Raw genomic sequence first — 12,404 nt, forward strand, 5'->3', positions numbered from 1 at the left:
ATGAAAATCAGCGCTATATCGATTATAATGAAATTTTCTCACCTTAGCACTCAGGTTATCTTATGTTAGAGCTCCGCCATCTCAATACTTTAACGGCACTGCGTGCGCATGGCTCTTTGGCTGCGGCCGCCGATGAGCTGCACGTCACCGCTTCTGCAGTGTCGCATCAGCTAAAAGAGCTAGAGAATTACTACGATATTAGCTTGGTCAATCGCCGCACACGCCCGCTCACCTTTACCCCAGCGGGTAAAACGGTACTGGCATTGGCAGACAGCATCATGCCGCAAGTCACCCGCACCAAATCCAATCTTAAACGCTTAGCACATGGTCAAGCTGGCAGATTACGCTTAGCCTCTGAATGCCATAGTTGCTTTGATTGGCTGATGCCGATACTTAATCATTACCGCCGTGAATGGTCGGATGTGGAGCTGGACTTTGCGACTGGCTTTGAGCCTGAACCACATCATTTGTTGATGGAAGGTGATATTGATCTGCTCATTACTACCAGTGATTTACCGATAGAGGGTATCAGCTATCAGCCCCTATTCGAGTATGAGAGTCGCTTGGTACTTTCACCAACGCATGATTTGGCCGCGCAAGAGTTTATTGAACCCAGTGATTTGACTGACGAGACTTTGATTGCTTATCCGGTGGAAGCTAAGCGTCTCGACATTATAGCCAACTTTATGACGCCTGCAGAAGTGAGCTTTGCGAGTATTCGTACTACAGAGCTGACGGCAATGCTGATTCAATTGGTCGCCAGTGAGCGCGGCGTAGCAGCATTACCTGACTGGGTAGTGGCAGAATATGAGAAAAAGGGCTGGGTGGTTTCAAGACCTTTAGGGGATGGCGTACATTGTCAGCTGTATGCAGCGACGCGTACCTCAAGTCAAGATACCGCTTATATGCAGGGGTTTGCGAGTTTATTGGAAGGGATTGTGAAGCCGTTGTAGGGATAAGTGTAGGCTAGGTTAATGTTGATTCAATTTCCAATAGTTAGTGTAGGTTGGATGGTGATATTTTTTTAATCAGTTGCACACATAAGGACTTCATAAATGAATATTGGTAGTTGGGACTGGGGATCTATTGCGCCCTTCTTAACAGGATTAATTGCTTTATTTATATACTTTCAATGGAAAGGTCAAAAACGTAGTGAAATAATGTCGAATGAGGCCGCAAAAATCTTAGTTCTTCTGGAAGAATATAGGGAAAAACTTGTTCATTTAGATAGCGAGATGATGAAACCGTTAAAAGAAGAAAACACAGCTAATTTGGAAGAGCTTAGATTGATTGCTCGTCAACTTTGCAATAGCGCTATGTCGTTTAGTAAGTTAGCTAGTAACGAAAGAGCTGTAGCCATACAAATCAAAAACACCGTTGGTACTTTCTATAATAAAGCTAAGGAATTAGATAAGAAAAGCTTCGCAGAAATTAGGGAAAATCCAAACAGCCCTATATTACTCTCAGAATTTAATGATAAGATTAAAAAACCAGAAGCTATCATAATTAATTATTTTAAATATCAATAGATTAGATTGTTTTTAAAAAAATTGGTTAGAATGATTACTACTAATTCCGAAAAATCAAAAAAACAATGTCCACGAGGTTGGTTTGAATCAAAAACAGTATATTCGGCTATCAATAGTCTTAGCTGTTCCAGCTTTGATTGCTAGTTTCTGGTTAGCACAACAAGACTGTGTATTTAATAGAGGACAAATCGTAACGTGTAGTATGAATAGTGATTATTGCTACCATGAGCAAATGCCTCTAGATAAAGTAGAGACATTTGCAAAAGACTATAATCTTCGAGCTGTACAACTAAATACTTACTCTCCAGAAAAGTTGTTGGCAATATCTCACTTTGACTTTCCAGTGAGGTTTTTTTTGACGAAATACATAGCAATGAAGAGAGAGATGTAACAGGTTTATTTGATATAAAGGAGTTAGAAGCTCAGCATTGCTATCTATCAAGCTTAATGATTATATGTAAAGAACCTCTTTTTGCTTGGGCCTCAACTTATGGACGAATAGAATTTATCAATCCAGATGATGAGCAGCAATACTTTGACAAGGTTAGAGCAGCGCAATCTTATTTTGAAGACTATTTTTTAATTAGAATAGCTATAGGATTCGGATTATTCTTATCAACAATAGTCTCGTATCTGGCTTTTTCATGGATAGTCCACTTCATAATCTATGGAGCTAAAATAGGTTCTCAGAAAAAAAGACCCTATCAATAAACTATAAGAGATTGAGTAGCTACTTACTACCTACAGACCATGTTTTCTATATTGAGCATTGTGGATGACCTAGGATATTGCTGCATTTCACTAGTAGAATAAATATCAGCATGTAGATACCATGACATTAACGCAAAAAAATCGTACTAAAGAGAACTTACTAGAGATAAGCCATGCCACTGTTTAAAAACTCATTCATAAGCAAGACAACGATTTTTCTGGTAGCAGCAATGTTTTCTGTGTCAGCGATAGCTATGGACTTTAGACAAAACTTAAGGTTAGCTAATCAAGGCAATGCTTCTGCTCAATATAACCTTGGAGTGATGTACTATAAGGGTAAAGGCGTTCAAAAGAATAATGCCAAGGCAGTTGAATGGTTTAAACAGGCAGCTAAACAAGGCCATACTAAGTCCCAATACAATCTTGAGATTATGTACAGTAATGGTGAAAGTGCGCATCCATATAAGATCGCGTCACAAGGAATACCTGAGTCTGTACCAGTATTTGTTCATTCGCCAGCAACAGCCCAAGCTATAGCTCAAGCTGAGGCAGATATAAAAGAAGCTCAAGCTGCAGGAGATATAGAAATTGCTCAAGATGAATTAGATGATAACGATCGCTTAAAACGTAATTCGGGTAATATGTATATTTACAAAGACCGAGCTGGTCAAGTTTTACTCACAAACACTAGTCCTAGTGGTAATTTTGATAAATTTGCTAAAAAAATAAAAACAACTTCTTATAAAGATGCAATTTATAGGGATGTAGAAAAAGATAGAGAAAGAGAGTGGGAGCGCCAGTTAAATAAGAAGCCAGATGCCAGAATTGGTATGTCTCATAAACAAGTTTTGAGTGATACCAACTGGGGTAGACCTAAAGATGTAAGGACAACTATTGATGCGTCAGGAACGTTAGAACGATGGATGTATAGCAGCACTCACTCCCTCTACTTTAAAGGCGGCAAGTTAATTAAGATAGAAAAGTAAACCTTGATACTTTCACAAATTCTGTGTAACTAGAGATCATTCAATCTATGAAGACCTCTATATGTATACCCCCCAAACGAACCAGTTACTTTGCCATTAAAGCCTATTAATAGACCATTCAAAATAGACTGCAATCAAGGAACTACTTATATCAGACCATTAAACGAATAATATCTATCAACGTTTATAAAATAAGCTTAAAAAAGTAAAACCCTACAGCAGTTGCCAGCAATGTCAGTCCAATGTGCAACCCTATCAGTGCCAAACCTGCCAACAGCCGTCCATCATGAATAAAGCTAAATACCTCAGCGCTAAAGGTACTAAAAGTCGTCAGCCCGCCCAAAAATCCAGTAATGACAAACACGCGGACATGATCAGATAGGCCACTACCCATCCGCTCAAACCATACCAATGCCAAACCTATCAGCAGCCCTCCTAACACATTCGCGCTGAGTGTACCCAGTGGTATCCAGCTGTGCAGCAGATTAAAACGCGTTAACCATGCCCGCAAGCAAGCCCCAAGTGCTGCTCCTAAACCAATGGCGAGCCACTGCATAGATTATCCTTAGTTTGTATGGATTTGAAACTTCAGACCGCAGGTAGCTCGGTCATTGGCCAACGAGGTACGCAGCTGACAGCCAAATCGTCGGACTGCCCCGCTTGCAGACGCTCAAAGCCAGCATAAGCAATCATCGCGCCATTATCGGTACATAGCTCTGGCGGCGCATAATGCACAGTGGCGTTTATTTTAGCCAACTCAGCCTCTAGCGTTTCACGCAGATGAGTATTGGCACTGACGCCGCCCGCGATTACTAAGCGGCTCATATCTGCCTGCTTCAGTGCTTTAACACTCTTCTTCACCAGCGTATCAACCATTGCATGCTGAAAGCTTGCGGCAATATCGGCACGAACTTGTGGATCACCGTCAGGGCCACTTTCCGAATAAGGGGTATCTTTGATCAGGTTATGCACGGCTGTTTTCATACCGCTAAACGAAAAATCTAAACCGCGATGTAGCATCGGTCTTGGTAAATCGTAAGCATTCGGATTACCCGTTTCCGCCAATTTGGCAATATTGGGGCCGCCAGGATATGGCAAGCTGAGCATCTTGGCGGCTTTATCAAAGCACTCACCTGCTGCATCATCGATAGACTCACCGAGTATTTCATATTGCCCAACACCACGCGCGGCGATCAGTAAAGTATGGCCACCAGACACCAATAGTGACACAAAAGGAAACGCGGGCGGATTTGCGCCCATTAGCGGTGCCAGCAAATGCCCTTCCATATGATGAATACCAATCGCTGGAATATCTAGACCATACGCCAAGCTGCGCCCAAATAATGCACCCGTCATCAAAGCGCCGATCAGCCCAGGGCCTTTGGTATAAGCAACAGCATCTATCTCATTTTTACTGATGCCGCATTGTTCCAAGAGCTCATGAAATAAAGGCACGAGCTTACGGATATGATCACGACTGGCAAGCTCAGGCACGACGCCGCCGTAGACGGCATGCAGCTCTATCTGTGAGTACAGCACTTGTCCAAGCAGGCCTTGATTGTCACTGTCTATCTGCTCACTATCAAAAATAGCCAGCCCAGTCTCATCACAAGAAGTCTCTAAACCCAATACTTTCATGCTTTTGCCTTTATTTCGTTGTTTAGCGTAACGATACATTCAATATATTTATCGCTGTTTTTAATCAAAAAAACCGCCATTGTAAGCTACAATGACGGCCAGTTTAGCAAATTTCAATGGCTAGTAAGCTGATTTAGCTTACCGCTGCGAGCATATAATCAACAGCAGCATGAACCTCAGCTTCACTCACTTTGTCAGTGGCTTGTGCTGGCATCTTGTTAAAGCCCTTTGCAGAGTGCATATAAAGCGTCTCTTTATCTTTAGTAAGGCGAGGAGCCCACGCCGCTTTGTCACCGTGTATTGGAGCACTTAGCAATCCGCTTTCGTGACATAGCTTACAGTTTGCCTCATATATCTTGGCGCCCGTATCTGCAGCCAACACTACTGGTTCAGCAGCGACTGGCTCGGGCTCCACGGCAGTTTCTTCAGCTTCTACGACTACCGCCTCTTCAGGCTCAGGCTCCGCCACGGGCTCATCAATGACAACCTCAGTCTCTGCTTCTGGCGCTTCAACCACTACTGTTTCAGTCTCGTTGACAGCCGCAGGCTCTTCAGCAGCTGTATTATCACTACTACAAGCGCTGAGTGCTAATAATGCACTAAGGCTCATGGCAGACAAAAGCAATTTACCCCTTGGTTTTGTCTGCGTACGTTGTTGTTTGCAATCCATGCTCAAATCCTTATCGATTGGCTTATAGCAATGGCTTTTATTGCCATTCACACGTTCATATTACTCGAAGTACGCTGGCAGCTATTAACTGGCTGCTGGCTCAGGCTCTACTTCGTCGTCTGCTGCAACAGCATCCGCGGCAGGCGTTTCGGCGTCAGCCACCTCTGTATCTGCTGTATCAGCATCAGACTCTAGCGTCTCATCTGCCATCGCATCTTCTTCCGTTGCCATGCTAGTATCTGCTTCAGCATCTGTCGCCACTACTTCCACTTCTGGAAAATCCATTACTTCAGCTTCAGGCGCGTTGCTACGAGCAAGCTCAGCCGCTTCATCAACGCGATCAGGTGCATAGACCTTTGATTCTTTATCACCACTACAGGCACTGATACCCATACCAAAGCTGACGATGAGTGCGGTACTTAACGCCATGTTTAATGCTGTTTTTTTCATTCTAAAACCCTCAATAAAATTGACATAAAAGCGTAAAAAAATCTATTACTGTATGGAAATAATCATAGCATAAACTGCACTGAATACGTTATAGACAGTAGGGTTTTTTATTGTGATTGGTTAAGAGTTTCAGGACTGTCTCGAATGAAAAACTCCAGAAATTAAATAGTAAATCTCAAAAAACCTTATTTATTCACTATAAAACAATAAGATAGTCATACATAAATGCCCTAAAGGCTTTGACTTTACTGGTATTTTTTAGTAGAATGGTCGCCCTTGTGCTATAGCGCAAGATAATCCTAGTTTGAGCTGATGCCTGCAATCTTGAGATATTGCGGCTAAATACTAATACACAGCCAAACTAATGCCCTTATATCTCATCCAAAAGGAGTCTTCATGCCTTCAGTTAAGGTTAAAGAAAACGAACCAGTTGATATCGCTATCCGTCGTTTTAAGCGTGCTTGTGAAAAAGCTGGTGTGTTATCAGATGTACGTAAACGTGAGTTTTATGAAAAACCAACGCAAGAGCGCAAGCGCAAAAAAGCCGCTGCCGTTAAGCGTTACAAGAAAAAACTACAACGCGAAACTATCCGTACTACGCGTATGTACTAATCACTTATTAAAGACTGCTTACTAACACCAATTATGTTTGTTAAGGTCGATAATGAGGTTGGATATTAAGTTTCGATAATATTGGCTAGTAATTGTAACGACAATAATTGAAACTAAGATTATCCCCATATATCTCAGCGCCACTGCTATCCATTGATATCAGTGGCGTTTTTTATGCTACACTTTTTAGTATGATGCCTTAGCGTTTATATTAGCGTTGCGTTTATTTTTTATTTCAATAACATAAGATTTCAATGACATAAGGAACAATAACAATCATGAGCCAACTTAAACAAACCCTATCTGATAATATCAAAACGTCTATGAAAGCCCGTGAGCTTGAGCGCGTCAAAGTGCTACGCAACGTGCAAGCAGTCGTTAAGCAAATTGAAATTGACCGTCAAACAGAGCTGGATGACGCTGGCGTTTTAGAGATACTACAAAAACAGCTTAAACAGCGCCAAGAGTCACTGGGCATCTTTACAGAAAATGGCCGTGATGATCTGGCGAGCAAAGAGCAGTTCGAGATTGATATCATCAATGAGTTCATGCCCAAGCAAATGGACGAAGCAGAAATTGCAGCATTGGTAAAGGCTGAGATCGCTGAACAAGGTGCCACCTCAATGCGCGATATGGGTAGCGTGATGGGTGTGCTAAAGAACAAAACCGCTGGCCGTGCCGATCCTGCTCTCATCTCAAAGCTGGTAAAAGAAGCGTTACAAGGCTAAAGCTTCGTCAAAATCAATGAGCAATAACACCTCTGACCTCCTAATAACCGCTTAAGGCTTATAGTCTTTCGCGGTTTTTACGTCTTTTATTTCTTGCGCGATATTCGCAAGGAGCGGACGAGCACTGCTGCCTTGGCCACTTGCCTGCATCTGCTCTACAAGCTGCTTGGCCTGCGTGAGTGAGGTCAGCGCTGAGTCATAACGACCATTCCATAGCTGGTCATGACTGCGATAACGCAGCGCATTGATGGTAGCAATGCGTGCCACTTGCGGTGAGGTTGCCGTTTTGGCCATCTTTTCGTTGGCCAGTTGCATACTTTGCCACGCATAGCGATCGCTGGACTGCTGCTGAATGAGTGGTTTTAGTAGTGTTTGTGCCTGCAAAGGCTGATTGCTATTGGTGAGCGCTTCCGCCAAATATAAGCGCAAATCGCGGCGCTCAGGGTACAGGCGCTGCTGACGCGTCAGTACTTCTGCCGCCTGTTGCCATTTGTTTTGCTCACTCAGCACTTGGCTATGAGTGATTGACAGTAGAGGCTCTATAGATTGCTGCTGCCGAGTAGGTAAAGCCCTCATCTCAGTCATAAGATCATTGGCGTCGTCAAAACGCTGTTGCTCGCTATACCAATACATTAAGGCCAGTTTGGCACCAATGCTATTTTTGGCGGCGGTCGTCAGGGACGTCTCCGAGGCATGCTTGCCCATGACTTGTACACGCCAATAGAGCAAGTCAAATAACGCTTGATGACGCTGCTGCTGGATGAGCGACAAGGAGGGGTAACGCTGAGCACGGCTTTGTGTATCACTGAGACGCTCGTTACTCAAAGGATGCGAGCGTACAAAGCTTGGCAAAAACTGGTTTTCTACCTGATTGAGCTGGCTTTTTTGATTCATCGTGGCAAAAAACCTTGGCATGGCGCGTGGATCATAACCAGCTTGATTCATGATTTGCATGCCCACCCGATCAGCTTCACGCTCATTGCTACGACTAAAAGCCATGCTGCTATTCATAATCGCTGTTTGGCTGCCCATCATGACTGCTGCTGTAGCATCACCATCCACGGCCGATGCCGCAATCGCTGCTAACATGCCACCTATCTGCATCAGTAAGGCTTTTTTACGCTCATCTGCACCGCTCTCATAATGACGCTGGCTCACATGAGCCACCTCATGTGCAATGACACTGGCCAGCTCATCCATGCTATTTGCGGCCAATATGGTACCAGTATTGACCCCTATCACCCCGCCTGGCGCCGCAAAGGCGTTAATACTCGGATTATCAATGACCACCAAAGCCAATGGTGCTTGCTGACGCACTTGCGCATTCATGCGCCATGTCATGTCTTTTATGGTTTCTTGAATCCAAGGGTCATGCTCCATCTTTATGCGGCCGTTGATGTTTTGCAGCGCCCATTCACCGACGAGCTTATTTTGATATTGATCGGAAAAGCTTAGCCCCTGACCTTGCAAACTTGGCAGCTCTAACTCATCGGAATTCTTGGTCTGCCATGAGCCATATGTTGCACCAGATAAGGCCGATGGCGTACTAGTACTAGCATTGAAACTTGCAGTATTGGCGTTTGCAAAAGACAGCGCATTACCCTGCATACTAAGACTACTAATCAAAGCTGCCAGTGTCAGCAGCCCGATATAATGTCGCCTTTTTCCTCTACCTGCGTGACATTGGCTGGTCACAAAGCCAGTCGCTCGAGGGGTGTTATTATTATAGTGGTTCAATGTCTGCATCCTATGCTTTTGGCAATATCATCATTTTTGACTATACGAGGTTGACCTGACCACGTCAATTGCAGTGTTCTTCTGGCTACCAATGTCTAGGCAGCGCGTCACTTTCGTGCAACATGGTTGTGTAATTCTATAGTGAAACAATTGCATATCGATCACGTAATTACTATCTTCAAGATACTCATGCAGCAGCCGTTTGGTTCTAATCGACTCAATCTTATGATGATTATATTCAACTGCAATTGCTAAGCAGCAATTTGTTATAATGAGCGGTTCTGATCAATGTTTGGTGTTAGCATCCTGTCTTATACAATTATCAAAACTCATGGCTAACACCTCAAGCCTAAACACTAAGACTTTAAGGGTTCCTGTTATGTCTGCTGACAGTCATTCTATCAACATGCACGTACCTTTTAAGGTATATCTATCATCAGAATTATCTGATGCTGAGCGGGATACCGCACAGTCCCTATTGGCTGTGTTGCCGCCTGACTGTATTAGCGCCATTGAAAGCATTAGTGCCATTGAAAGCAGCGATGACAGTGAAGTCGATCAATCAATCGTTAATATTAAGCGCATGGTTGACGGACGCGGCATGGCTTGCCCCATGCCATTATTAAAAACCAAAGTGGCTCTACGTGATGTGGCGACTGCTGAATCACTGTATGTTGTCGCCACTGATCCCAACTCACAAGCAGATATTACTGCTTTTTGTCGCCAAACCCAGCAAGCTGCTCATGGTGATACGTTGTTATTAACGGTAAATGAAATGACTGGCGGGCAAACAGTGAATGGCGCGAATGGCTTGCCAAAACAGCCGCCCGATACAATATTTCACTTCATCATTACCAAAACTGATAGCAACTAAGCGCGACTATCCTTTACAATTAAGATAATAAAAATTCTCAATTGCATAATTGTTTACTTATTTGATCAAGGTCAAGAATATGGCTAATCCTCCTAACAACTCAGCGCCTAGCAAAGAAAAGCGCACTACTGATAGCAGTGCTACTCAGAAAAACGCAGCGCGTGAAGCGGCACTAGAAGCCGCCTCTAAACGCCCTCCTTATGACTCTAGTGCCTTAGAAGATATGAGCACGCGTGATTTAGTGCCCGCTATGCCGACGCATTTATCTGCTCCTGGAGTGAATCTGGGCGCTTATATCAATACTGTCCATCAAATCCCAATTTTGACGCCCACTCAAGAGCAGGAGCTTGCCCATCGTTATTATGACGAAGGCGACGTCGAGGCTGCACGCCTATTGGTTATGTCACATCTGCGCTTCGTCATTCATATCGCCCGCAGCTACTCTGGTTATGGCTTGCCGCAAGCGGATTTGATTCAAGAAGGCAATCTAGGCTTAATGAAAGCCGTCAAGCGCTTTGATCCCAATAAGGGCGTGCGTTTGGTCTCCTTTGCTGTGCATTGGATCAAAGCTGAAATTCATGAGTTTGTGATTCGTAACTGGCGTATCGTCAAGGTCGCCACCACCAAAGCTCATCGTAAGCTCTTCTTTAATCTGCGCAGTTTAAAAAAGACCAATAACCAGCTAACTTTAGAAGAAGCGGATGCCATCGCAAAAGATCTCAATGTCAGCCGCAAACAGGTGCTAGAGATGGAGTCTCGTCTGACGTCTTATGACGCCTCGTTTGAGACTCAATCTAGTGATGACGATGATGGTCGCTATGCGCCGCAGCTGTTCTTAGAAGATGGCGTGGATCCAGCAGAGATAGTAGAAGAGTCTGACTGGGAAGACAGCAATACTTCAGCCTTGGTCGCCGCTATGGATACGCTAGATGATCGCTCACGCGATATCGTCGAGCAGCGCTGGCTCTCTGAGCAAAAATCAACCTTGCATGAGCTGGCGGCAGTTTACTCCATCTCTGCAGAACGGGTACGCCAAATCGAGAAAAACGCCATGGATAAAATCCGTGACGCCATGACCATCGATAGCGTTATATTGCCCGATGATATTCAATAAATAAACATAACCGCTGTTCGCTAGGGCTTGTCATTAGTAGCAAAGAGTAAGCACTCAACTCCTTAATAGTAAGAGTTTTATGATGTTAAATTGGATAGGCATTGCAGCGATTAATCTGGCTGTCGCTGTGGCTTTGGGTGCTTTTGGTGCTCACGGCATTAAAAGCATGGTCAATGCCCAGCAGCTGGCTTGGTGGCACACTGCAACCCTATATCTCTTTATCCATGCTTTAGGGCTGTTGATGGTTGGGTTGCTGATTCGCCTAAACTATGCCACTCAAGCCACCGCTTGGCTATTACAAATCGGTGTCATCATCTTCGCTGGTAGCCTATTTGCCATGACACTTGGGGCCCCGCGTTGGTTTGGGGCGATTACCCCTATCGGTGGCGTGCTGATGATCGCAGGTTGGACGTGGTTGGCAGTGACTGCTTTTCGAATAAAACCTTAGCCACAGCCCTCTTATGCCGCCAGTCATCTAGAAAAAATAAACAGTTTCAGTTATAGGAAGAAAACACTATGAGTACTATTACTGTCAATGGACAGACCTTACAAACCACTCATCAAACGGTACAGCTCGTCGTTAATGAGCTAGGGCTTAGTAAAGGCCGCTATGCTGTCGAGGTCGATGGCGAGCTTATTCCAAAAAGTGAGCTTGGCCAGTTGCGTATCGCCGAAGGCATGAGTATTGAAGTCGTACAAGCTGTCGGTGGTGGCTAGGACTGACTATTAACATTGATTATTGTCATTGGCTGTCTTTAAGTCACTGCAGTTGATTGACTGCCTTTAAAGCCATAAATACTAAAAAAGACCTCAACGTAGCAAACGTTTGAGGTCTTTTTTCTTGTATTGATAAAGGGTTAATGAAGCGGGCATTTAGACTATTTATTATTATTTAGCCACTCTTCATTAACCTTTATATAACTAAACTGCCGGTGCTGCATCCGTATCAGCAAGGTCTTGGTAGCGTCCATCACGTCCTGCACCTTGTGTCTTTTTGCGCTCTAGACGGGTTTTATATTTGCGGATTTGTCTACTGAGTTTATCCGCCATGTCATTAATGGCTTTATACATATCATCATCATACGACTGTACGAACATTTCATGACCTGAAACACGCATTATGGCTTCAGCCTTATGGCTTTTTTTACCACCACCGCTATTGTCTAGTGACAAAATGACTTGGATACTTTGAATTTGGTCAAAATGACGTTCTACTTTCTCAAGTTTCTCACGGACTGCTGTGTCCATCGCCTCAGTAACGCTGATGTGGTGACCACTAATAGAAACATTCATATACTTATCCTTATATTTATTACTGATAGTAAATAGATGCTTTGGCATTCCTACCTAAAGCA

At 43.8% G+C, this 12,404-nt stretch carries 15 protein-coding genes; 9 read left to right on the top strand and 6 right to left on the bottom strand.

Annotated features, from left to right (window positions below):
* Positions 1–62 precede the first annotated feature (62 nt).
* From JMY01_RS11510 to JMY01_RS14390, 3 genes are all read left to right on the top strand, one after another.
* Complete coding sequence (locus JMY01_RS11510) at positions 63–953, top strand: LysR family transcriptional regulator (protein WP_201575913.1); 891 nt, start codon at positions 63–65, stop codon at positions 951–953.
* Positions 954–1,055: 102 nt separating this feature from the next.
* Positions 1,056–1,529, top strand: a complete 474-nt coding sequence (locus tag JMY01_RS11515; protein ID WP_201575915.1) for a hypothetical protein — start codon at positions 1,056–1,058, stop codon at positions 1,527–1,529.
* A gap of 884 nt (positions 1,530–2,413) precedes the next feature.
* The gene (locus JMY01_RS14390; RefSeq protein WP_307781402.1) at positions 2,414–3,226 is read left to right on the top strand and encodes a tetratricopeptide repeat protein; all 813 of its coding nucleotides are present in this window, start codon (positions 2,414–2,416) and stop codon (positions 3,224–3,226) included.
* Between the two features lie 184 nt (positions 3,227–3,410).
* On the opposite strand, the gene JMY01_RS11530 is transcribed toward JMY01_RS14390, so the two are convergent.
* From JMY01_RS11530 to JMY01_RS11545, 4 genes are all read right to left on the bottom strand, one after another.
* Positions 3,411–3,782: a CrcB family protein gene (locus JMY01_RS11530; RefSeq protein WP_201575918.1), complete on the bottom strand. Its 372-nt coding sequence runs from the start codon at positions 3,780–3,782 to the stop codon at positions 3,411–3,413.
* A 32-nt stretch (positions 3,783–3,814) separates the two neighbouring features.
* The gene (tsaD, locus tag JMY01_RS11535) at positions 3,815–4,864 is read right to left on the bottom strand and encodes a tRNA (adenosine(37)-N6)-threonylcarbamoyltransferase complex transferase subunit TsaD (protein WP_201575921.1); all 1,050 of its coding nucleotides are present in this window, start codon (positions 4,862–4,864) and stop codon (positions 3,815–3,817) included.
* 133 nt (positions 4,865–4,997) lie between these two features.
* Complete coding sequence (locus tag JMY01_RS11540) at positions 4,998–5,534, bottom strand: cytochrome c5 family protein (protein ID WP_201575924.1); 537 nt, start codon at positions 5,532–5,534, stop codon at positions 4,998–5,000.
* Between the two features lie 84 nt (positions 5,535–5,618).
* Positions 5,619–5,984 (bottom strand): hypothetical protein, encoded by a 366-nt coding sequence (locus tag JMY01_RS11545; protein WP_201575927.1) that lies wholly within the window; start codon positions 5,982–5,984, stop codon positions 5,619–5,621.
* A gap of 396 nt (positions 5,985–6,380) precedes the next feature.
* Between JMY01_RS11545 and rpsU the strand changes: the two genes are divergently transcribed.
* Entirely contained in the window at positions 6,381–6,596 is a 216-nt protein-coding gene (gene rpsU / locus JMY01_RS11550) for a 30S ribosomal protein S21 (RefSeq protein ID WP_201575929.1), read from the top strand.
* A gap of 278 nt (positions 6,597–6,874) precedes the next feature.
* Entirely contained in the window at positions 6,875–7,324 is a 450-nt protein-coding gene (locus tag JMY01_RS11555; RefSeq protein ID WP_201575931.1) for a GatB/YqeY domain-containing protein, read from the top strand.
* Between the two features lie 51 nt (positions 7,325–7,375).
* Here the strand turns inward: JMY01_RS11555 and JMY01_RS11560 are convergent, their stop codons facing one another.
* Positions 7,376–9,061, bottom strand: a complete 1,686-nt coding sequence (locus JMY01_RS11560) for a M48 family metalloprotease (protein WP_227677892.1) — start codon at positions 9,059–9,061, stop codon at positions 7,376–7,378.
* A 379-nt stretch (positions 9,062–9,440) separates the two neighbouring features.
* On the opposite strand from JMY01_RS11560, the gene JMY01_RS11565 reads away from it, so the two are divergent.
* From JMY01_RS11565 to thiS, 4 genes are all read left to right on the top strand, one after another.
* On the top strand, positions 9,441–9,935 hold the full coding sequence (locus tag JMY01_RS11565; protein WP_201575932.1) for a sulfurtransferase TusA family protein: 495 nt from the start codon (positions 9,441–9,443) through the stop codon (positions 9,933–9,935).
* Positions 9,936–10,158: 223 nt separating this feature from the next.
* A complete protein-coding gene (gene rpoH, locus JMY01_RS11570; RefSeq protein ID WP_374220376.1) occupies positions 10,159–11,049 on the top strand; it encodes an RNA polymerase sigma factor RpoH in 891 nt (296 codons plus the stop codon).
* An 82-nt stretch (positions 11,050–11,131) separates the two neighbouring features.
* Positions 11,132–11,497 carry a DUF423 domain-containing protein gene (locus tag JMY01_RS11575; RefSeq protein ID WP_201577595.1) on the top strand — a complete coding sequence of 122 codons (366 nt, stop codon included), beginning with the start codon at positions 11,132–11,134 and terminating at the stop codon, positions 11,495–11,497.
* A gap of 68 nt (positions 11,498–11,565) precedes the next feature.
* The gene (gene thiS / locus JMY01_RS11580; protein WP_201575933.1) at positions 11,566–11,766 is read left to right on the top strand and encodes a sulfur carrier protein ThiS; all 201 of its coding nucleotides are present in this window, start codon (positions 11,566–11,568) and stop codon (positions 11,764–11,766) included.
* A 204-nt stretch (positions 11,767–11,970) separates the two neighbouring features.
* Here the strand turns inward: thiS and hpf are convergent, their stop codons facing one another.
* Positions 11,971–12,342, bottom strand: a complete 372-nt coding sequence (gene hpf / locus JMY01_RS11585) for a ribosome hibernation-promoting factor, HPF/YfiA family (protein ID WP_201575935.1) — start codon at positions 12,340–12,342, stop codon at positions 11,971–11,973.
* Positions 12,343–12,404 lie beyond the last annotated feature (62 nt).

The organism is Psychrobacter sp. H8-1 (assembly GCF_904846575.1).
Taxonomy (GTDB): Bacteria; Pseudomonadota; Gammaproteobacteria; order Pseudomonadales; family Moraxellaceae; genus Psychrobacter; species Psychrobacter fulvigenes.

What these genes read in the sequence shown, in the direction of transcription:
- tsaD (WP_201575921.1), bottom strand. Translation starts at nt 4,864, where the DNA reads ATGAAAGTATTGGGTTTAGAGACTTCTTGTGATGAGACTGGGCTGGCT.
- JMY01_RS11565 (WP_201575932.1), top strand. Translation starts at nt 9,441, where the DNA reads ATGTCTGCTGACAGTCATTCTATCAACATGCACGTACCTTTTAAGGTA.
- JMY01_RS11510 (WP_201575913.1), top strand. Translation starts at nt 63, where the DNA reads ATGTTAGAGCTCCGCCATCTCAATACTTTAACGGCACTGCGTGCGCAT.
- rpsU (WP_201575929.1), top strand. Translation starts at nt 6,381, where the DNA reads ATGCCTTCAGTTAAGGTTAAAGAAAACGAACCAGTTGATATCGCTATC.
- rpoH (WP_374220376.1), top strand. Translation starts at nt 10,159, where the DNA reads ATGAGCACGCGTGATTTAGTGCCCGCTATGCCGACGCATTTATCTGCT.
- JMY01_RS11575 (WP_201577595.1), top strand. Translation starts at nt 11,132, where the DNA reads ATGTTAAATTGGATAGGCATTGCAGCGATTAATCTGGCTGTCGCTGTG.
- JMY01_RS11545 (WP_201575927.1), bottom strand. Translation starts at nt 5,984, where the DNA reads ATGAAAAAAACAGCATTAAACATGGCGTTAAGTACCGCACTCATCGTC.
- JMY01_RS14390 (WP_307781402.1), top strand. Translation starts at nt 2,414, where the DNA reads ATGCCACTGTTTAAAAACTCATTCATAAGCAAGACAACGATTTTTCTG.
- thiS (WP_201575933.1), top strand. Translation starts at nt 11,566, where the DNA reads ATGAGTACTATTACTGTCAATGGACAGACCTTACAAACCACTCATCAA.
- JMY01_RS11555 (WP_201575931.1), top strand. Translation starts at nt 6,875, where the DNA reads ATGAGCCAACTTAAACAAACCCTATCTGATAATATCAAAACGTCTATG.
- JMY01_RS11540 (WP_201575924.1), bottom strand. Translation starts at nt 5,534, where the DNA reads ATGGATTGCAAACAACAACGTACGCAGACAAAACCAAGGGGTAAATTG.
- JMY01_RS11530 (WP_201575918.1), bottom strand. Translation starts at nt 3,782, where the DNA reads ATGCAGTGGCTCGCCATTGGTTTAGGAGCAGCACTTGGGGCTTGCTTG.
- JMY01_RS11515 (WP_201575915.1), top strand. Translation starts at nt 1,056, where the DNA reads ATGAATATTGGTAGTTGGGACTGGGGATCTATTGCGCCCTTCTTAACA.
- hpf (WP_201575935.1), bottom strand. Translation starts at nt 12,342, where the DNA reads ATGAATGTTTCTATTAGTGGTCACCACATCAGCGTTACTGAGGCGATG.